This is a genomic window from Alteromonas sp., assembly GCF_984505615.1.
In genome coordinates, this window is sequence record NZ_CFHOXV010000022.1 from 25,602 (window position 1) to 45,284 (window position 19,683).

Here is a 19,683-nt window from a genome sequence, read left to right on the forward strand (position 1 = left end):
TGCGCCCAATAGGGTAGTGCGAAATATGGTAATCGCCCCGTTGCGCCCAATAGGGTAGTGCGAAATATGGTAATCGCCCCGTTGCGCCCAATAGGGTAGTGCGAAATATGGTAATCGCCCCGTTGCGCCCAATAGGGCAGTGCGGAATATGGTAATCGCCCCGTTGCGCCCAATAGGGTAGTGCGGAAGGCGCTAATTGCCGCGTTCAGCCCATTAGAATGGCATTGAAGTTGAGAAAGTTCCTATATCACTCAAAGTGACAATCCGGATCGTTGAGCAAGCTACGAAGTAAGGTCATGCACTTTGCTCATCTGAATGGTACACCTCATTGTCACTGCGCAGATAGAATCGGCTCATAATCTATTTACTAAAATTTTAAGTGGTTTTGGAACAATGAAGGAGTTGACCGTCCGCTCCTTGTCTGAAGCGGACTACGATGGCTTTTCCCTTTTTAAGTCCGCAATTCGCTCTTTTCGGACATTAACTTGATGCGGACTGTCTGATTTGGTTAAACTTAAAATCCTAAACTGCCAGAACGTGTATAAGTCAGTACATTTGGTTCTGTACATTTGGTTCGCCTGCGAATGCTGTGTGGCGATACTCTGTATAGTTTTGCAATAGTATAGTGTCAAGGTTTCCTATCTACGAACCTTTATGTTACAGTGAGTTCTTTTTTAGGGGGTGTATAATGGTAGGACCTCGTTTAGTATAACAATTGTGTCTCAATAATTCTTTTCAGAAAACTGAACTCATTTACAAGGCGTAAATTAGAGCGTCATAACTCAATGTTAGCACAGGCAAACCTCCTGCCCGATGAAACTCTACTCCTCGGTATTCGGCTGATAATTTACAATCATTGGTACTTTTCGCCCTATTTGCCAGTCAGCAATACTTAATTGCATGCCTTTTACATAATGGCTGATAGCCAGAATATGTGGCTGCGCGCTGGTTGAGCCACCAATAGCGGCGTAAATTAAAAGGGCATTGTGAAACGCTGCGGGCGTGTAAATATCAGATGACTTAAGGTCTTTACATACCATCTCGACGATTTGTACGTGTAATTATCCCTAATTGCGTTGGAATAGAGCATCGACCAGCCATTGTGAATAAGATGAAGTGGTTCGGTGACTCTGAAGCTGACAATCCAGCGAGTTCTGTGAGCACGAGTTGGTCGCAGAAAAGCTGAAGACGGACATCAACTTTGCGAATCTTAATTTTTCCTGAGAGCGTTGATTGAATGAAACCTTCAACTCTGTTTGCTGTGCCTGTGCATCTGTTATGCCATCGATTTGTAAACGCTGTCCTATAAGGATCTGGTTGCACAAACAGCCTTTTGATAAAGTGTGTAATTAACGTCCACCGTCCTAATTTCAGACACATGGCTCAATTTGAGTTAGTCGATTTTGAGAAAACCTCTTCGTTTCGTTGTATGAAACGAAGAGCAACCGATTTTAGAGAGGATCACCCGCTTCATTTTCACCCTCAATTTGAACTGACCTGGATTATACATAGCACCGGTCTTCAATTTGTCGGGGATAGTGTCGAATACTATGATGAAAATTATCTCGTACTATGTGGTCCGGACTTACCTCATTGTTGGCAGAATAACCTGATAAATGCCGAAGATGCAGCTGAGTGGTTCACTATTCAGTTCGACAGAGAACTACTTCCCGTAAACATGGAGACAATGATCGAGCTGCAAGCGGTTTCCCAAATGCTTAAAAGAGCTTCTGGCGGATTAAAATTTCAATCTGTTCCCGACAGTGTGTACTTAAACAATGATTGCACAGCTACCATTAGAGAAGAGAGACGCTTTTGATGTAAATTAGGGCATTGATTTTTAAGTAAATCATGTAAGATAGAGATATCACGCATGGTGTGTTGTTCTGGTATGTTTTTGGCGAAATGGATTAGATCAAATTGCGCTATGCGTGTCTATATCATTGAATCTGCTTTAATTTATGAGGGGATTCGTTAGATTTAAGCGTTGAGCGTGCGGTACTTGTCTTTAGCTGACATTCCTAATCTGCCTTCCAGATCTCCGAAATTCGCTCTTTTCGGATTAACTTGTTGCGGACTGCGGGGTTTGATTGAACTAAAAATCCCAAACTTTCAGATCGTGTATGAGTCTGTTCATCTACTCAAATGCTTAAAAGTTAATTGTTAGGCGAATTTATTCCTAAAAGTCCATAGACAACCGAACATATGCATAATCCTTATTTGAACGACGTCGTGCAGTCCGCATGAATAGCCGAGGCGAGATCTGCTCAAAGTCCAATTCCACAGCCATTTGATACGAAAATTTTAAAACAAATTCAGGGATATCTGCCCTGAATCCGGTTTTGCACCAATTCGTCCAGAATCCCCATCGCAGCTTTCATAATCTCATCTTGCGGCTCAACTCTTTTACTTAAAAAAACGGGAGAGGTGACATTGTGATCGGAAAGAGGAATAAAGCTCACATCATCCCGGTTGATACGTTTGACTTGTTCTGGAACAAGGGCAAATCCCATCTCGGAAGCCACGAGGCTCAAAGCTGTCTGAACATCATTTACTTGTTGAGCAACTTTAATCCGTAAGCCACGGTTTGAAAAAAGTTGAAGGCATAAATTCGCAAAGTTGGGAGTATTTCCTGCGGGGTAAAGTACCATTGGTAGCTTTGATAATTCTTCCATTGAGAGCTGACTCTTTTCCATGGGATGATTCACAGGTAGGGCTGCCACGAGCGGCTCATGGAATAAGAGCGTTTGCGATACATCAGATTCCAGATTATTCATTACAACACGACCAAACCCAATGTCTATTTTTCCTGCTCTGAGGGCCTCAATCTGCTCTGCAGTTTTTAACTCATGCAGCTCTATATCTGCACCAGTCATCGGCCTTAAGCGCCTGACCAATTGCGGTAATTGTCCATAAAATATTGATGGTACAAAACCAATTCTGAAGATCTGTTTCTTCCGCGAATCTATTCGCTTTGATTCGCTAATCACAATGTCCAGTTTTTCAAAAATTAGTTTCGTCTGCCTCCAAAAGTACTCCCCCGCAGGAGTCAGAGCTATTCCACGCGCTTGTCTCTCGAATAAAGTTACGCCAATTTCTTCTTCTAATTGCTTTATTTGCCGTGTTAAAGGCGGTTGCGCCATACAGAGTTTTTCCGCAGCTCTGGTGAGATTTTTTTCTTCTGCCACAGCGCAGTAATAACGTAGATGCCTGAGTTCCACTGATACCTCCTGAGTATTTCTTCGGACTAAATCAATATTGGTTGTAAATAATAAATATCTGTAAGTTGCATTTAGAAGGTAATTGGCAACACGAATTTAACAATGGCAACTATATCACAAATTAACTCATACATAGTCGATATTCCAACAATTCGACCTCACAAACTCTCGATGACCTCAATGGCTGTGCAATCGATGGTCATTGTGAGGATACGTGATTCAGAAGGAAGAGAGGGGATTGGCGAAGGCACCACTATAGGTGGTTTGGCTTACGGCGCTGAAAGCCCGGAGAGTATTAAAACCAATATCGACAGTTACATTACACCTCTGCTGAAAGGCAAGGGTACAGACAATCCTCAGGTTGTTATGCAAGACATTCACCGCGCAATACGCGGAAACAGTATTGCCAAATCAGCTATAGAAACCGCACTACTGGATCTACTTGGCAAAACTTTGAATGTTCCTCTATCCACACTGTTAGGAGGAGCTTTGCATTCCCACATTCCTTGTTTGTGGGTACTGGCTTCCGGCGATACTCAAAGAGATATTGACGAGGCGAAAACCATGATTGCAACTGGTCGTCACAATACGTTCAAACTCAAAATTGGCAATCGCAGTGTGCAGGATGATGTTGCTCATGTTGCAGCTATCAAATCTGCTCTGGGGAACGAAATTAGTATTCGCGTGGATGTGAATCAGGCATGGACGGAATCAGATGCGAATTTGGGTATGGCTCTGTTGCAAGAGGCCGGAGTCGATATTGTTGAACAACCTACTTCAGCCGGTCAGCTCGACAGCCTTGTGAGATTGGCAGATAAGTACCGCATCGGCGTTATGGCCGATGAGTCCATTTCAAACATCAATGATTGTTTCGAATTAGCAAAAAGGGGCTTCTCAGGTTCTGTCGCTTTAAAGATTGCTAAAGCCGGCGGACCGGTACAGGCGCTAAAAGTGGCAACCGTTTGTCAGGCTGCGGGAATCGATCTCTACGGAGGAACCCTACTTGAAGGTTCTATCGGAACTGCTGCTGCAATTCACGCCTGGTCAACACTCCCTGAACTTCAGGCTGACTCAGAGATGTTCGGTCCTCTTTTACAACGTGATGACATAGTCACAGCACCTCTAAATTATCACAACTTTGGCGTTGATGTGCCCCGGGGACCGGGTCTGGGACTGACGCTGGACGAAAATAAGTTGAAGGAATACGCCAGAAGTTACTGAAAGCTTTTGAAAGGTGGAAGTAAGCCGGGTGGCAGCTTCCCAACAAACAGGCAGAAAACCCGTTACAAATTATCGGAGAAAAAAGATGACAATCACCACCAATATCATGAATACCGACCACGTTAAAGAATTGCTCCATAAAGCAGCCGGACTCGATAAAGAAACAGGCAGTACCCGAAATAAGCAGATTATGCATCGGCTACTTACAGACATTTATACGATGATCGAAGATCTGGACATCACACCGGAAGAATTTTGGCAAGGTGTGAACTACCTCAATGAACTGGGAGCTAACGGTGAAGCTGTATTGCTTGCACCGGGGCTCGGGTTTGATCATTTCCTGGATTTACGGGAAGACGCTAAAGATGCCCTGGCCGGTGAACTCGGCGGCACACCGCGTACTATTGAAGGTCCGTTGTATGTGGAAGGCGCGCCATTGAGTGATGGAGAGGCCAGAATGGACGATGGTCAATCACCTGGACAGGAAATGTGGCTTCACGGACAAGTGCTCGATGAAGCCGGCACCCCGCTTGCCGACGCGATTGTAGATATCTGGCACGCAGATAAGAAAGGGGGTTACTCTCACTTCGATCCTACCCAAAGTGAATTTAATCTTCGTCGCCGTATTAAGACCGATTCTGAAGGAAAGTATCGCGCGCGCAGCATTGTACCCAGCGGTTATGGTTGTCCTCCGGGAGGCTCAACGATGAAAGTGCTTGAAAGTCTCGGACGTCATGGCAACCGTCCGGCTCATATTCACTACTTTGTTTCAAAGCCTGGTTATAAACATCTCACAACTCAGATCAATCTTGCAGGTGATGAGTATACGTACGATGACTTCGCTTTTGCCACAAGGGATGAATTGGTTGTTGAAGCTGTTGAAGTCACAGACAGCAAACGAATTACTGAAAAAGGTTTTAAAGACAACTACCTGGATGTGGAATTCAATATCTCATTGATGCAAACCAGTGACGACGAAAAGCAGAACAAACACGCACGTGCTCGTGCGGCTGCGAGTCAGGCGTAACCACGAAATTTGCCAGGAGAAATAAGATGAAAGCAACTTTGTCACAACTTGAGCAAAGAGTTCGCGGTGCCGTCGAGGCAGATGAAAAAACCGGACATTATCGCTGTGATCGCAGTATTTTCACCGACACGGATCTGTTTGAACTCGAGCTCAAGCACATTTTTGAAGGCAACTGGGTGTTTCTTGCTCATGAAAGTCAGATTCCTGAGGTAGGGGATTATTTCACGACTACAATTGGGCGCCAACCAGTCGTTATTACCCGCAATAAAGATGGAGATTTGAATGCCATTCTGAATACCTGCTCGCACAGAGGGGCTACGCTTTGTCGCCGCAAACGTGGTAACAAAACTTCATTTACCTGTCCGTTTCATGGATGGACTTTTAACAATTCAGGCAAGTTACTAAAAGCCCGCGATCAAAAGAAAGGCGGTTACCCTGAGTCTTTCAATAAAGAGGGCTCTCATGATCTTAAGCATATAGCCCGTTTTGAATCATACAGAGGGTTTTTGTTCGGTAGCTTGAACAGCGATGTGTTGCCGTTAGAACAATACCTTGGCGAAACCACCAAAGTGCTGGACAACATTGTTGATCAGGATCCTGATGGTATCGAAATCTTGCGCGGAACGTCGACCTATACCTACGAAGGTAACTGGAAGCTCACCGCAGAGAATGGCGCTGATGGTTATCATGTAGGCACAGTGCACTGGAATTACTTGTCAACAATGGGACATCGCAACTACGAAGATGGCGGCACAGAAGCTGTCGATGCCAAGAGTTGGTCAGGCGAGGGCGGTTTTTATTCTTTCGAAAACGGCCACATGATGCTGTGGACGCGGGTAGCCAATCCGACAGCACGACCTGTTTATAGTCTGCTCGACGAACTTAAGGAAAAAGTTGGTGAGGCTCGTGCCGACACAATAGTTAATCAAACGCGTAATCTCTGCCTTTATCCAAATGTATACGTGATGGACCAGTTCTCAACGCAAATTCGCGTACTGCGCCCAATTTCAGTGAATAAAACAGAGATCAGTATCTATTGTTTTGCGCCGAAAAATGAATCTGCTGAAAGCCGACAAAAACGTCTCCGTCAGTATGAGGATTTCTTCAATGTTTCAGGAATGGGAACGCCTGATGATTTGGAAGAATTCCGTGGTTGTCAGCAAGGCTACGAAGCCCGCGACATGCGTTGGAACGACATGAGTAGAGGTGCAGCTCATTGGATGGAAGGACCTGACGATTACGCTAAATCTGTCGGAATGGATACCATCGCAACAGGTATCAAACCTGAGGATGAAGGGCTCTATGTACATCACCATAAACACTGGGTGGATGAAATGTTACAGGCTATTAAAATTGAGAAGGCCGCGCAAATCCCTGTTGTGCAGAAAGGTTAAGAGGTATCGATCATGACATATCAAGATATTCAGGCATTTATTTTTCGCGAGGCCAGGTTGCTCGATGACCGGCAGTGGGACGACTGGCTGACTTGTTATCATCCTAAGTGCGAGTATTGGATGCCAGCATGGGATGATGACGACAAGCTGACATCTGATCCGACAAAAGAGATTTCGCTCATTTATTATCCGAATCGCAATGGCCTCGAAGACCGGGTTTACCGCATTAAGACAGAACGTTCAGGAGCCAGTATGCCTGAGCCGAGAACAACACATCAGTGTGCCAATCTTGAAATTCTCGAGCAATCTGAAGGCAAAGCTGAAATTCGTTATAACTTCAATACTCTCAGCCACAGGTATAAAGAAACTACGCGGTTCTTCGGTACTATCTTCTGCACATTGGACACGTCAGGAGAGCAGCCTGTGATCACGAGTAAGAAGATCGTACTTAACAATGACTATATCAATCAGGTCATTGACGTTTACCACCTTTAAGATGGAGTAGAAGTTATGTCTTTTAAAGTTGCGCTCAATTTTGAGGACGGGGTTACCCGCGTAATCGAATGCAATGATGGTGAAACAGTTCTCGATGCTGCTTATCGGGCTCATGTGAAACTGCCAATGGACTGCTCCGACGGTGTTTGCGGAACCTGTAAAGGTACGTGCAAGCAGGGACAATACGACTTAGGTGATGAGTACATAGATGAAGCGCTGACAGATGACGAAGCTGCTGATGGTGTGGTTCTCACTTGTCAAATGGTGCCGGAATCAAATGTAGTCGTCAGTATTCCCGCAGCTTCATCACTCTGTTCATCCGGACCACAGAGCCTTACTGCTACTGTAGAGACTGTGCAGTCTTTATCGGAGACAACAATTGAACTTAATGTGACGTTGTCCGAACCACTGCAGTTTCTTCCTGGACAGTACGTCAACCTGGGTATTCCGGGGTCAGACGACAGCAGGGCATATTCTTTCAGCTCGGCGCCGGGCGCACAAAAAGCCAGCTTTCTTATCAGAAACGTTCCCAACGGTAAGATGAGCTCATATCTTCGAGAGAAGGCTGCGCCTGGTGACGAGCTCCCCCTTACCGGCCCATTAGGTAGCTTCTATTTGCGTGCAGTTGAAAGACCTGTGCTAATGCTTGCCGGAGGCACCGGCCTGGCCCCTATTCTGTCGATGTTAGAGCTGATTGCAGAAGAGGGAGCTGAGCAACAGGTATTTTTACTTTACGGCGTAACAAATGTCGATGATTTGGTGAAGCTGGAAGCATTGAACGCGTTCGCAGAAAAAATGAGCAATTTCTCTTATGCAACCGTCGTGGTGAATCCGGATAGTAAGCATGAAAAATTAGGCTTTGTTACTGAACACATGAATGCGGTTCCGTTTGCAATTGCAGACGCCGATACCTATTTGTGCGGACCACCTCCGATGGTTGATGCCGTAAGGCAATACTTCAAACAGGAAGCAACTGAGCCGGCAAGCTTCCATTATGAGAAATTCAATCCGAGCACCCCGAAAGAGAAAGCCGCATGAACCGGCGTTTTGAGGGACAAGTTATAGTAGTGACTGGTGCCGGGCAGGGGATTGGTCTTCGGGTAGCAGAACGTGCATCAGAAGAGGGGGCTAAAGTTGTTCTGGTGGACCGTGCCAGTCATATTCACGAAATTGCTTCTTCGCTTGTGAAACAAGGCAAAGAAGCAATTGCAGTTGAGGCTGATCTTGAGACCTGGGAAGGGGCTGTTGGTGCTATTGAGAATGCTAAGGCCCATTTTGGCCACATTGATAAGCTCATCAACAATGTAGGTGGCACGATCTGGGCCAAGCCTTATGAGCACTATCAACCTTCAGAGATAGAAAAAGAAGTACGCCGTTCTTTATTCCCTACACTCTGGTGTTGCAGGGCTGTACTTCCCGCTTTACTTGAGAATGGTCGCGGCGCTATTGTTAATGTGTCTTCTGTTGCGACCCGCGGGGTAAACCGTGTGCCGTATGCTGCTGCCAAAGGCGGCGTAAACGCACTAACTGTGGCGCTTGCATTTGAATATGCGGAGTATAACATCCGCGTAAATGCCACTGCACCGGGTGGCACTGACGCGCCAGCCAGAATCATCCCAAGGAATGAACAGCAGCAATCTGACGAAGAAGCAATCTGGTATCAACAGATCGTTGATCAGACCAAAGATACTAGTTTCATGGGCCGTTACGGCACGCTGGATGAACAGGCTTCCGCAATTTTGTTTCTTGCGTCAGATGAAGCAAGCTACATAACTGGCACCATTTTACCGGTTGCCGGAGGAGATTGTGGCTGACATTAGTTACGTCTTCCCTCATCCATTGCAAATACTCCGGTGACAATTTTGTCACTGGAATGTTTGTTATCAGACTCGGTCTGCCACTCGCTGTTACACACTATCTCTTACTGCGAACTTGTCGCTTCTAAAAGTAGCCTGTCTTTTCGCCTTTTTAAAATGTAACACATGAGGAATCTTCACTATGTCCGGACCTGCCAATTCTGTATTTTTTCCTCCATTGAAAGACTGGTCGCTGTCCGCTGTAGTTGCCGGTATTTTGGCTTCTACAATGGGTTATGCGGGGCCGCTTGTTATTCTTTTTAAGGTTGCAGAAGCTGCGAATCTGAGCAATGAAGTACTGACATCCTGGATATGGGGGATGTCAATTGCCAGTGGTTTGTTGTGCGGCTGGTTCAGTTTGAGATACCGCATACCATTACTGTTTGCCTGGAATGCGCCGGGCTCAGCATTACTGGTAACGCTTGTTCCGGGTTTGGCGTGGAGTGAGGTTATTGGCGCTTACGTAATGGCTGGTATCATTCTTTTGCTTCTGGGAATATCCGGGGCTTTTGAAAAGTTAGTCAGACGACTACCGCTTTCAGTTGCAGCGGCCTTACTAGCAGGCATTCTTGTGCATTTCAGTCTGGATTTATTTTCGCAGATGTCCGGCTCGCCACTGCTTGGACTCACTATGTTCGTTGCCTATATTATTTTGAGGCAGCTCTTACCTCGTTATACCATTATGCTCACTGTGGCCATTGGTGTGTTGGTACTTCTGGCCACCTACGATTTATCTTTTTCAGATGTGCAATGGAAAGTATCAGTGCCTCAATGGTACTGGCCAACATTTTCACTTACGGCTCTTTTCAGTATCGCCATTCCTCTGGTACTGGTTGCTGTAAGCGGTCAGTTTATTACTGGGATCGCTATCCTGCGACAGGACAAATATGATCCGCCGGCAAATTCTATTGTCGCCGGTAGCGGATTGTTAAGTATTCTGTTTGCTCCTACAGCCTGCCATGGCGTTAATCTTTCGGCTATCACAGCGGCAATTTGTACCGGTCGGGACGCTAACCCGGATCCGGGGAAGCGGTATTTCGGACCAGTTGTCGCTATGCTCTGGTATCTTATGTTTGGTCTGTTTAGTGCTGCTTTAGTCAGTATTATTCAATCATTTCCGGCCGCATTCATTGCGATGGTAGCTGGTATAGCCCTATTAGGCGCCCTCGAAGGCTCGCTAAATGCTGCTATGAGTCAACCCACACAGCGAGAAGCGGCATTGTGTACATTTCTGGTAACAGCGTCTGATCTTTCATTGCTGGGGCTATCTTCTGCTTTTTGGGGGGTGATATTTGGTGGCGGGATCGTATTAGTTCAGAGTTTTTTACTTCGCAAAAATCAATAAGAAGGGTCTAATAATTAAGGTTCAAAGGCTCTTCTGAAAACATACCTTCTAAGTATCACTTTTAACAAATATGGTATTTGTTAAGCAATTTTAGTTTCGTTATTTTTCAATGTGTAAACAATTATTAAGCAAAATAATAACTAATTTTTTACTTTGTGGTGTTTACAAGCGCTTGTCAGTGAACGTCTCTTTCAATTCAGATTGAAAGGCTAAGGCCAAATTCTGAAGTCTGACTGCAGTCCGGCCAGATTATGATGCAATTAAGACGTTGTTTTCTCAGTTAGCATTATTTTCAGGTCATAAAATGAAAAGTCAGTAGAGGCTTCATATGATTCGTACAAAGAAAAACACACAATTCCAAAAGCTTTTATTTAATCGAAATCTCATTTACGCAGCGTTGTTTATGCCAGTTGTTGCCCTGACGGGCTGCGGTGATGATGAACCTGATGATGGTGATATTGCTGAGCTCCCCTCAGAAACAGTTTTGAGTTGTGATGACAGTTTCATCACAAGCCTTGAAACAGACTCAGAAACCAGTGTCCTTCTGGTGCATGCATTTGCTCAGGGCGATGAGATAACTCTGGATGGATCCGAAACAAACATGACTGCAGCGGTAGACATGTGTCTTGTAAAGATACTGGTTGGGCCCGGGAATCCGGGTACTGATGGATTGCCTTCGACCTCACAAGGGATCGGGTTAGAAATTTGGTTACCTGATCACGAACACTGGAATAACAGAATCCGGAATCTTGGCGGAGGAGGCTGGGTTGGCGGTGAGCAAACATCTCTCACTAAAATCGGTAATAGTCAGGCTTCAGAGATTGCCGGCTCAGGTTTTGTAGTTGGTACTACTGACGCAGGACACACCATCACTCAATCAGGCTCTTTTGCAATGGATGAGGACGGGTCCATCAATGATAACTTATGGGAAGATTTTGCTGACCGCGCACTTGAAAAGCTCGCGGAAAAAAACAAAAGACATAGTTAAGCAATTCTACGGGAAAGAGGAAGATTATGCCTATTGGGAAGGCTGCTCTACAGGTGGTCGTCAGGGTTACAAGATGGCGCAGGAACATCCTGAATATTACGACGGCTATCTGAATGGTGCTCCGGCGATGAACTGGACTCGGTTTATCACAAGCGAGTTGTATCCGCAGATTGTGATGCAACAGGATCTGGGTGGACCAATAGATGAAGCGAAACTTGAATTTGTTAGCGGAGCAGCTGTAAGTGCCTGCGATTTGGTAGATGGTCAACATCTTGGGTTTGTACTGGATACTGAGTCTTGTGCTTACCATCCAATGAAAGATGAAGCAGTTCTTTGCAGCGGTGAGGCTGGGGATGGTATTACCGGAACCAGTACAAATGCGTATTGTGTTACGGCATCAGAAGCGACCGCAATCAACAAAATTTGGTACGGGCAGACAGTTGATGGAACCGCCCCATTCCCTACAATAGAAAATGTTGGCAACGCCTATCTCTCTGCCCCAAACAAACAGCTATGGTGGGGATTAAACAGAGGCACTAACCTCTTACGACTTGCGGGTAGTTCGGAGCCTTTTGGCTATTCAACGGATATTGCGGCACTGCAATTACAAGATCCCACTATTGCACAGCCTACCTTTATCAATCCAACTGGGAATGGAGAGGACGGATGGAAAACACTGAGTTATGCGGATCTTGCCTATGCTTACACTGAAGGCCTTTTTCTGCAGGGTTGGTTTGGCAACATAAACACAGATAACCCTGATTTAACTGGTGTGAAGGAAAAGGGAGCTAAAATTATTAGCTATCATGGCCTCGCTGATCAACTAATTACTTCAGATGGTTCAATTAACTATTTCAATCGGGTTGCGGACGAGATGGGAGGTGCTGAAGCTGTACATGAGTTTAATAAGCTGTACCTTATCCCGGGATTTGGGCACTGTAGAGGCATCGGTTCTGTAAACGGTAATGACAGCCCGGCGTTAAATGAAAACAATGTTCCAATACCAAAAACGGATCAGTTTTTTAATCTTGTCATGGATTGGGTAGAAAATGGCGTTGCTCCGCCCGATGATGTGATCCTCAGCTCAGCTGATGATAGTGTGACAATGCCCGTCTGTTCATATCCGAAAAAGGCAGTTTATAGCGGCACTGGCTCTATTACAGATGAATCAAGCTACACGTGTGAATGAATTAAGCTGAGTTAAGAAATTTAAAGAACAGTCTCTGGCGGTGAGCTCTCACTGCCAGAGAAACTCCCTTCATGCTACCCGATTCGCATCAGGCACTATCATATACCCGCAATTTTCCGGGTTGCCGCTTCACACGCGTTAATAACTGATTGAACATAAACACAGCTTTTAGTTACGGGCGTATCACTGCTTAAGCCGAGCAAACTTACCACTGAATTCACCGAGCCATCCAGGCTAAATATCGGAGCTGCGATCACATTGATGTCCGGTAAGAAGTCTTCTTTAAAACAGCACAACCCTTCTCTTTTTATTTCATTCAGAAGGCTGTAAAACTGTTCTTTGTAAACAGGTTTTCCCATGTATCTGGGTAAGGGGGCGGGGGCGTTGAAATACGCCTCTACAAGTTCTCTTCGGCGCGATGGTGGAAGGTTTGATAGAAAAATTCTTCCTGCAGCGGAATTAAAAGGTGAAAGTTCAGAGCCAAGGCGGATGTTTACCGGAAGGAAGCGGCTTGAGTCCAGCCATTTGATAACCAGTGGTACATCTCCATTCCAGATGGTGACAGTAATTGTTTTATCGAGCTCCTGATGCAACCGGTCCGCATATTCGAAGGCGACCTGAACGGGGTTCAGGTTCCTTAACGCTGACATTCCTAATCGTACACTACTGAATGACAGGGTATATTTTGAATTTTCTAGCTGAGCCACATAACCTAATTTAGTGAAACTCACCAGGTACTTATGAAGTCTGCTGGGGCTCATATTAGAAAGTTCAGATAGTTTCGTTAGCGAAACCGGAGAACTGTGTTCGGCAATGAGTCTGAGAACTTCCATTCCCAATTCCAGTGAATTTATGCCTTGTCTCGCCGAGACGCCTTGTTTTTCTGACATGGCTCATTTCTATTTTTGGTTATAAAAAACCGGTCATCTAATGTGACCGGTTTGCTGAAGGGACATACTTCTATATATGTTTCGTCAGGAAAATATCACATTTTGGTCATACAGCAAGGGAGGACTCAATAAATGTCTTATTGGCAAGGAGGGCTTCAGAGTCGCCGCTAAACTTTATTTTACCCTTAACAATCAAAATGTGCTGATCGCATAATTCTTCCAGTACTTTGATATTTTTATCAACAATAATAGTAGAAACACCCGTTGCTTTAATTTTTCGTATAACGTCCCAGATTTCCTTGCGGATAAGGGGAGCAAGTCCTTCTGTCGCCTCATCAAGAATTAACAGGTCGGGGTTAGTCAGCAGAGCACGACCGATGGCCAGCATTTGTTGCTCACCACCAGATAACTGAGTACCCTTATTCGTGAGTCTTTCAGTGAGTCGCGGGAATACATCCAGCACTTGGTCATACGTCCAGTTCTCCTCACCACGAGAGTTTTTCCTTGCGGCCATCTGCAGATGTTCTTTTACCGTGAGATTATGAAACATACCGCGACCTTCAGGAACATAGGCAATATCGTTGCGCATGCGTTGCCAGGTCGGTTGTGTATCAATATCCTTTCCCTTATAACGTATTGTGCCACTGCGGGGGCGTACAATACCAAGTATGGACTTCAACGTAGTTGATTTACCCATACCATTCCGCCCCATGATGCTTACGGTTTCACCTTTCTGAATACTGAAAGAAATACCGTGCAGAATGTGGCTTTCGCCGTACAAGGTATGGATTCCATTTACTTCGAGAATATTGTTTTTCATCTCAGAATACCTCATCGTCATTACCCAGGTATGCTTCCTGAACCAGTGGGTTTGAACGGATATTATCGACGACATCTGTGATTAAGTGTTGACCATCCACCATCACTGTCATCAAATCTGACAGTTCAAAAACCGCGTCCATATCGTGCTCTACCAATACAATGCAATATCTTTGCTTCAGCTTTTTAAGCAGCTCAATAATAGTCTGAGACTCCTCATGACCCATGCCAGCCATTGGCTCATCCAATAACAAGACTTGCGGGGCTGTAGCGAGTACCATAGCAATCTCTAATTGCCTTTGTTCACCATAACTGATGGCTCCGGCCCGGGTATTTGCACGACGGCTAAGACCAGCCTGCTCAAGCGCGTCCAGCGCTATTTCTCTCACTTTCTTATCAGCCTGACGTGGTTGGAACAAGTTAAAGCACCTACCTATACGCTGCTGCGCGGCGATGCAGCAATTTTCTAAGCATGTAGCTTCCCTGAAAATATTCGTTTTCTGGAAACTACGTCCAATACCTTTGCGACAGAATTGGTAACTTTTCAGGTTGGTTATGTTCTCACCCTTATAGAGAATCACGCCTTTGGTAGCCGGGTATGTTCCGCAAAGAATATTCAGCATTGTGCTTTTCCCTGCGCCATTAGGACCGACTATGCCGTGTACTGATTTGTCATGAAACTTGATGTTAAATTCATTCAGAGCTTTAAGTCCGCCCCAATGTTTAGAGAGATTCTCCGCTTGTAAAATGCAATCGTTCATTTTCGTTTCCCCGTGACAAACTGTTCAACCAGACCCGCGATTCCACTTTTCAGTGTTAACACCATAACGATGATCAGTGACCCCATCCAGAACATCCAATATTGCGTCATATGTTCAATGGCATAATGAAGGCTTTCATAAACGAACACGCCAAGAATGGCACCAAAAATAGTACCGAGGCCGCCAAGAATGGCCATAACCAGCGCAGATGCAGAAACCTCCCAGGACATCATCGTAGGATTTACAAAACCATATTGGAGCGAGAAAAGGTATCCAGCATAAGCGGCCAAAGACGATGACAAAACGTACGCAATCAAACGGAAATGAAAAATGTTGTAGCCGAGCGCCAATGCTCTGTCAGGATTTTCCTTTATTGCGTCAATAACCCTTCCGAAACGTGAATTGAGACTGATTTTACAAAACAGATAGCAGTTGAACAGTGAAAGCAGGCAGAGGTAATAAAAGTGAATTTCATTATCCAGATCGAGAAAGTTCAACCCGAAAATACTGGTTTCGGGTTTCAGGTAGATAAACAGGCCGTCGAGACCACCATATTCGGTAGAGTCTGCGAAAAAGTAGAAGGTCATTTGTGCCAGTGCCAGTGTTATCATAATCATATAAATGCCACTTGTGCGAAGTACAATTAAACCCACTACAAACGCTATAACTGCGCTGGCAGTCATTACATAAAAGGTATACAGCCAGAAATTAACCACTTCATATTCCGGAAGCATAATAGCGAACAGATAACCTCCCAGTCCGTAGAACATCGCGTGCCCTAAACTGATAAGACCGGTTCTGCCAACCAGATAATCCAGCGACATGACGAATATTGACAGGATGAGCATGCTGGAAATTTTGTTTACATAGAACGTGTTTTCATTGAAGAACAAGGGGATCCCAAGGGCAATGAAAAAGAACGCAAAAATGAATATTTTTTCAGCTTTGGTAGAAAATACAGACATCGGTATACCTTAACTTTTGAATAGCCCTTGTGGTTTGAAAATGAGGATAATTGCCATTAACAGATAAACTGTCATGCTCGACATCCCCGGTAACAAAACAGACGCGAAGGTATCTACGATGCCTACAAGCAAAGCTGCGACGAAGGCGCCTTTTATGGATCCCATTCCTCCGATAACAACCACTACAAAGCAGGATATTAAAACCCTTTCACCCATACCTGGCACCAGGCTGACAATTGGCGCTGATACGATGCCCGCAAGTGCAGATAAGGTAACGCCAACGGCAAATACAATGGTGAACAGCTTGCCAATATTTACGCCTAAATTCTCCACCATTTCCCGGTTTGATTCTCCTGCCCGGATCATCATTCCAAGTTTTGTGTTATTGATGATGTAGTACATCGCAACGGCGATTGCTACACACAATACAGAGACAAATAAACGGTAAACTGGATACTCAACAATGTCAGTTATTTGTATTGAGGAAGAGAGAAGTGATGGTACCTGAACGCCAAGAGGATCATTGCCCCAGATAAAGCTCTGTGCAGCATTAAAGATAAAAATCAGACCGACAGTTAACAGAACCTGATCCAGATGATCCCGTTTATATAAATGTACGATCAGAAAGCGCTCAATAACTATTCCGAGAATCATTGCGATAAGACATGCAATGATAACCGCAAATAAGAAGTTATCTGTTACCGTCGCGAAGTAATACACGAGGTAAGCGCCAATCATATACATTGAACCGTGGGCAAGGTTCAGTATTCCCATTACGCCAAAAACTAACGTAAGCCCGGATGCAATCAGAAACAGGAGAAGCCCGTATTGAACACCATTCAACAACTGCACCAGGAATAAAGACATATCCATACTATTACACCTTATAAAGGAAGCCCGCAGGCTTCCGTACAACGCTTGAAGCTTATAATCTGCAACCGCGAGCAGGGTCACTCAGCTCGCTTGCGGCAGTTTTAACTACAACATTTTCTCCGTTTTCAACCTTTCTCAGGTAAATGTTCTGAATTGGGTTATGTGCTTTAGAAAAACGGAATGCACCACGGGGGCTGTCTATTTCCACCTTCTCCATCGCTTTGATCAGCGCATCTTTATCGCTTGTGTTACCCTTTGTAGCTTCGACAGCCTGAATTATTAATTGTCCGGCATCGTAACCCTGAACAGCGTATAAATCGGCAGGCTTGTTGTAGAGTGACTGGTAATGTTCACGGAAGGCTTTATTTTTCGGATTATCAAGCGTATCTGCATAGTGCAGCGTGGTGAGTAAACCTTCAGCAGAGTCACCTTGTGCTTCAATTGTTCCTTCCGTCAGGAATCCTGAACCGATAAGTGGAATTTTGCCTTTGAGGCCCAGAGCATCGTAATCTTTTACAAATTTGACTGAGCCGCCGCCAGCAAAGAATACGAAAACAGCATCTGGTTTAATTGAGGCTATTTCTGTCAGGTAAGACTGGAATTCTGTATTGGGAAACGGAACGTATATCTTTTTAACAACTTCGCCCCCTGCTTTCTCATAGGATTCTTCAAAAGCTTCTAAAGACTCCTTACCGAAACCATAATTCCAACTCATGGTTACGACCTTCTTATAGCCCATTTCAACCGCTTCGCTTCCCATAGGATATGCGGTCTGCCAGGATGAGAATGATGTCCGGAATACATTGGGCTGGCAAAAGGCGCCGGTCGCAGCATTGGCTCCCGCATTGGGAATAATCATGATGGAATCTTTATTTCGGATGGTTTTTATCATCCCCATAGCTACACCAGAGTGAACGGGTCCTACAATGAAATCGGCATCGTCTTTATCTGCCATTGCAGAGGTGAGTTCCGGCGCCCGCGCTGGCTTTGCTTCGGTATCACTGATCATGAATTCCACGGGACGACCGGCAATTTCATTACCATGTTCTTTCAACGCTTGTTTGAGGCCATTGGTTGCTGCTTCGCCCAGACCAGCATAAACGCCGCTATAAGGTAACATTACACCTATCTTAATCGGCTCCTCATCTGCATGGGCAGGAAAAGTAGCCATTAAAGTTGTACCCATCATGCCTGTTGCCAACATGCACTGTTTAATAAATTTTTTATTCAGTTTCATCATTGTCTACTCGCATTTTTGAAAATTAAATTTCTGAACTTATGTAGTTATTTTTTAATTTGTAGAAATCTGGCTGATAATCTTGTCAGCTGGAGTACAAACCTGCCGGTTGGGCAGGTTCGGTAAAAAGCTTAGAAGTCGTATCTTGCTGAAACTTGTACCCGGCTCATGTCGCCGTCGAAACCGTTGACTGTTTCACGTTTGGCATAGGTATATTCAATACCAAGTGAGAGGGGAGCTGTTATGTGGTGGATGTAATTGATTCGGGTGCTGTAAACATCGTTAGTCAATGAACCCACCATGCCTTCAATCGTGTCGACATCCAGAGATGAGAAAATTATGTTTGACCGTGAACGCTCATTCCATGTATGGCGATACGCCAACGTAACTGCGGTAGCGTCAACAGCCTCAAACTTGCCTTCGGCATTAAGAAATGCACCATTTGCGGCGTTCACACCCACATATCTGCCAATACCAGAACCACTGGCAACCTGAATACGAATGTCATCACCATTACCAATGTTAATTCTTGAAGACAGCGAGAGCGAAACCCCAGTCTCGGTATAATCCTCTTCTGCAATTTCGTAAGCCAACTGGCGAACAAGACCACCGAATTTCACGTGGCCCCAGCCAGTTTTCATTGTGTAGGTAGCAATAAGATCCGGAACCGAGTTATCGTCTGTTGTAATCTGGGCTGTCTCGGTAGTACCGACAGTTGTTTCAGGATTTTCCAGAGCAATAGAAAATCCATTATTGGTATAGCGGATTTGAGGTTGACGGGTAAACGCAACGCCGTCGGTCGTTCCGATAAAGTCTACTGAATCGACCAGTGCACCGAGATCCATTATGGTTGACCATGTTTGGCCTACCAGCCAGTTACCATATTGCAGATATGCATGACGTAACCTTGGTACATATGAGTTACTTACTCTCTCGTCACCGCCAGAAGTCAGCAGAAAATCAAACTCCAGGACTCCTGTAACGCTGTTTTCGCCATCAACAGCTGTATTGGTTGTAAATCTGAAACGGGATTGTTTTGCATGAGCGTCAAATCGTCCGCCTAGATCATCATCTTCAGCGCCTGTCTGGACCAGAGAGGGAACGTAGATATCTCTCATCGGGCCAATACCTTCACCGTTTGAATAATCGCTGTACATTGCGTCGACCTTAATATAGCCATTAAATTTTACATCTGTACCAGCAATGTTGGCAGCGCTTGCCGTTTGGAGTTGAGTGAGTGCAGTAATTGTTGATACAGCGAGTAGGGTTTTGTTGAGCGTTTTTCGTTCTAAAGTGTTCATGGTTCTCTCCGTTGGAATTTGCAAAACACACGCTTTTATCTGAAACGTCCGAACAACACTGCTCACATCCTTGTTGTAAAATAAGTGTTATTTGATTGTTT

Annotated in this window: 19 protein-coding genes; 10 read left to right on the forward strand and 9 right to left on the reverse strand. The window is 45.0% G+C overall.

What is annotated here, in order from left to right; all coding sequences use genetic code 11:
- Positions 1–821: 821 nt before the first annotated feature.
- Complete coding sequence (locus tag AC4PME_RS12710; RefSeq protein ID WP_491046596.1) at positions 822–1,040, reverse strand: dihydroxy-acid dehydratase domain-containing protein; 219 nt, start codon at positions 1,038–1,040, stop codon at positions 822–824.
- A gap of 338 nt (positions 1,041–1,378) precedes the next feature.
- On the opposite strand from AC4PME_RS12710, the gene AC4PME_RS12715 reads away from it, so the two are divergent.
- On the forward strand, positions 1,379–1,819 hold the full coding sequence (locus tag AC4PME_RS12715; RefSeq protein ID WP_491046597.1) for a cupin domain-containing protein: 441 nt from the start codon (positions 1,379–1,381) through the stop codon (positions 1,817–1,819).
- Between the two features lie 496 nt (positions 1,820–2,315).
- Here AC4PME_RS12715 and AC4PME_RS12720 read toward each other — a convergent pair whose 3' ends face one another.
- The gene (locus tag AC4PME_RS12720) at positions 2,316–3,221 is read right to left on the reverse strand and encodes a LysR family transcriptional regulator (protein ID WP_491046595.1); all 906 of its coding nucleotides are present in this window, start codon (positions 3,219–3,221) and stop codon (positions 2,316–2,318) included.
- Between the two features lie 102 nt (positions 3,222–3,323).
- Here AC4PME_RS12720 and AC4PME_RS12725 point away from each other — a divergent pair, with 102 nt between their 5' ends.
- From AC4PME_RS12725 to AC4PME_RS12765, 9 genes are all read left to right on the forward strand, one after another.
- On the forward strand, positions 3,324–4,442 hold the full coding sequence (locus AC4PME_RS12725; RefSeq protein ID WP_491046594.1) for a muconate/chloromuconate family cycloisomerase: 1,119 nt from the start codon (positions 3,324–3,326) through the stop codon (positions 4,440–4,442).
- 85 nt (positions 4,443–4,527) lie between these two features.
- Positions 4,528–5,469, forward strand: coding sequence for a catechol 1,2-dioxygenase (catA, locus tag AC4PME_RS12730; RefSeq protein ID WP_491046593.1), 942 nt, complete (start codon positions 4,528–4,530; stop codon positions 5,467–5,469).
- 26 nt (positions 5,470–5,495) lie between these two features.
- Positions 5,496–6,863, forward strand: a complete 1,368-nt coding sequence (locus tag AC4PME_RS12735; protein WP_491046592.1) for an SRPBCC family protein — start codon at positions 5,496–5,498, stop codon at positions 6,861–6,863.
- Between the two features lie 12 nt (positions 6,864–6,875).
- A complete protein-coding gene (gene benB, locus AC4PME_RS12740) occupies positions 6,876–7,358 on the forward strand; it encodes a benzoate 1,2-dioxygenase small subunit (protein ID WP_491046591.1) in 483 nt (160 codons plus the stop codon).
- Between the two features lie 15 nt (positions 7,359–7,373).
- The gene (gene benC, locus AC4PME_RS12745; RefSeq protein WP_483957501.1) at positions 7,374–8,396 is read left to right on the forward strand and encodes a benzoate 1,2-dioxygenase electron transfer component BenC; all 1,023 of its coding nucleotides are present in this window, start codon (positions 7,374–7,376) and stop codon (positions 8,394–8,396) included.
- A complete protein-coding gene (locus tag AC4PME_RS12750) occupies positions 8,393–9,172 on the forward strand; it encodes a 1,6-dihydroxycyclohexa-2,4-diene-1-carboxylate dehydrogenase (RefSeq protein ID WP_491046590.1) in 780 nt (259 codons plus the stop codon). The genes benC and AC4PME_RS12750 overlap by 4 nt, the downstream gene beginning before the upstream one ends.
- Before the next feature lie 184 nt (positions 9,173–9,356).
- Positions 9,357–10,559: a benzoate/H(+) symporter BenE family transporter gene (locus tag AC4PME_RS12755; RefSeq protein ID WP_491046589.1), complete on the forward strand. Its 1,203-nt coding sequence runs from the start codon at positions 9,357–9,359 to the stop codon at positions 10,557–10,559.
- Positions 10,560–10,887: 328 nt separating this feature from the next.
- Positions 10,888–11,547, forward strand: a complete 660-nt coding sequence (locus AC4PME_RS12760) for a tannase/feruloyl esterase family alpha/beta hydrolase (RefSeq protein WP_491046588.1) — start codon at positions 10,888–10,890, stop codon at positions 11,545–11,547.
- Positions 11,474–12,736 carry a tannase/feruloyl esterase family alpha/beta hydrolase gene (locus tag AC4PME_RS12765; RefSeq protein WP_491046587.1) on the forward strand — a complete coding sequence of 421 codons (1,263 nt, stop codon included), beginning with the start codon at positions 11,474–11,476 and terminating at the stop codon, positions 12,734–12,736. Before AC4PME_RS12760 ends, AC4PME_RS12765 begins: the two co-directional genes overlap by 74 nt.
- A 98-nt stretch (positions 12,737–12,834) precedes the next feature.
- Here the strand turns inward: AC4PME_RS12765 and AC4PME_RS12770 are convergent, their stop codons facing one another.
- From AC4PME_RS12770 to AC4PME_RS12800, 7 genes are all read right to left on the reverse strand, one after another.
- Positions 12,835–13,626 carry an IclR family transcriptional regulator gene (locus AC4PME_RS12770; protein ID WP_491046586.1) on the reverse strand — a complete coding sequence of 264 codons (792 nt, stop codon included), beginning with the start codon at positions 13,624–13,626 and terminating at the stop codon, positions 12,835–12,837.
- Between the two features lie 106 nt (positions 13,627–13,732).
- Positions 13,733–14,446 carry an ABC transporter ATP-binding protein gene (locus AC4PME_RS12775; protein ID WP_491046585.1) on the reverse strand — a complete coding sequence of 238 codons (714 nt, stop codon included), beginning with the start codon at positions 14,444–14,446 and terminating at the stop codon, positions 13,733–13,735.
- A 1-nt stretch (position 14,447) separates the two neighbouring features.
- Positions 14,448–15,206: an ABC transporter ATP-binding protein gene (locus AC4PME_RS12780; protein ID WP_491046584.1), complete on the reverse strand. Its 759-nt coding sequence runs from the start codon at positions 15,204–15,206 to the stop codon at positions 14,448–14,450.
- Positions 15,203–16,171, reverse strand: a complete 969-nt coding sequence (locus AC4PME_RS12785; RefSeq protein ID WP_491046583.1) for a branched-chain amino acid ABC transporter permease — start codon at positions 16,169–16,171, stop codon at positions 15,203–15,205. The genes AC4PME_RS12780 and AC4PME_RS12785 overlap by 4 nt, the downstream gene beginning before the upstream one ends.
- 9 nt (positions 16,172–16,180) lie before the next feature.
- A complete protein-coding gene (locus AC4PME_RS12790) occupies positions 16,181–17,044 on the reverse strand; it encodes a branched-chain amino acid ABC transporter permease (RefSeq protein WP_119500389.1) in 864 nt (287 codons plus the stop codon).
- 52 nt (positions 17,045–17,096) lie between these two features.
- Complete coding sequence (locus AC4PME_RS12795) at positions 17,097–18,284, reverse strand: ABC transporter substrate-binding protein (protein ID WP_232373487.1); 1,188 nt, start codon at positions 18,282–18,284, stop codon at positions 17,097–17,099.
- Positions 18,285–18,412: 128 nt separating this feature from the next.
- Positions 18,413–19,582, reverse strand: coding sequence for a DcaP family trimeric outer membrane transporter (locus tag AC4PME_RS12800; RefSeq protein WP_491046582.1), 1,170 nt, complete (start codon positions 19,580–19,582; stop codon positions 18,413–18,415).
- Between the last annotated feature and the right edge of the window lie 101 nt (positions 19,583–19,683).

Coding starts and splice junctions, on each gene's coding strand:
- AC4PME_RS12775 (WP_491046585.1), bottom strand. CDS start 14,446: ATGAAAAACAATATTCTCGAAGTAAATGGAATCCATACCTTGTACGGC.
- AC4PME_RS12770 (WP_491046586.1), bottom strand. CDS start 13,626: ATGTCAGAAAAACAAGGCGTCTCGGCGAGACAAGGCATAAATTCACTG.
- AC4PME_RS12735 (WP_491046592.1), top strand. CDS start 5,496: ATGAAAGCAACTTTGTCACAACTTGAGCAAAGAGTTCGCGGTGCCGTC.
- AC4PME_RS12750 (WP_491046590.1), top strand. CDS start 8,393: ATGAACCGGCGTTTTGAGGGACAAGTTATAGTAGTGACTGGTGCCGGG.
- AC4PME_RS12800 (WP_491046582.1), bottom strand. CDS start 19,582: ATGAACACTTTAGAACGAAAAACGCTCAACAAAACCCTACTCGCTGTA.
- AC4PME_RS12785 (WP_491046583.1), bottom strand. CDS start 16,171: ATGTCTGTATTTTCTACCAAAGCTGAAAAAATATTCATTTTTGCGTTC.
- AC4PME_RS12725 (WP_491046594.1), top strand. CDS start 3,324: ATGGCAACTATATCACAAATTAACTCATACATAGTCGATATTCCAACA.
- benB (WP_491046591.1), top strand. CDS start 6,876: ATGACATATCAAGATATTCAGGCATTTATTTTTCGCGAGGCCAGGTTG.
- AC4PME_RS12710 (WP_491046596.1), bottom strand. CDS start 1,040: ATGGTATGTAAAGACCTTAAGTCATCTGATATTTACACGCCCGCAGCG.
- AC4PME_RS12795 (WP_232373487.1), bottom strand. CDS start 18,284: ATGATGAAACTGAATAAAAAATTTATTAAACAGTGCATGTTGGCAACA.
- AC4PME_RS12790 (WP_119500389.1), bottom strand. CDS start 17,044: ATGGATATGTCTTTATTCCTGGTGCAGTTGTTGAATGGTGTTCAATAC.
- AC4PME_RS12755 (WP_491046589.1), top strand. CDS start 9,357: ATGTCCGGACCTGCCAATTCTGTATTTTTTCCTCCATTGAAAGACTGG.
- AC4PME_RS12780 (WP_491046584.1), bottom strand. CDS start 15,206: ATGAACGATTGCATTTTACAAGCGGAGAATCTCTCTAAACATTGGGGC.
- AC4PME_RS12760 (WP_491046588.1), top strand. CDS start 10,888: ATGATTCGTACAAAGAAAAACACACAATTCCAAAAGCTTTTATTTAAT.
- catA (WP_491046593.1), top strand. CDS start 4,528: ATGACAATCACCACCAATATCATGAATACCGACCACGTTAAAGAATTG.
- benC (WP_483957501.1), top strand. CDS start 7,374: ATGTCTTTTAAAGTTGCGCTCAATTTTGAGGACGGGGTTACCCGCGTA.
- AC4PME_RS12715 (WP_491046597.1), top strand. CDS start 1,379: ATGGCTCAATTTGAGTTAGTCGATTTTGAGAAAACCTCTTCGTTTCGT.
- AC4PME_RS12765 (WP_491046587.1), top strand. CDS start 11,474: ATGATAACTTATGGGAAGATTTTGCTGACCGCGCACTTGAAAAGCTCG.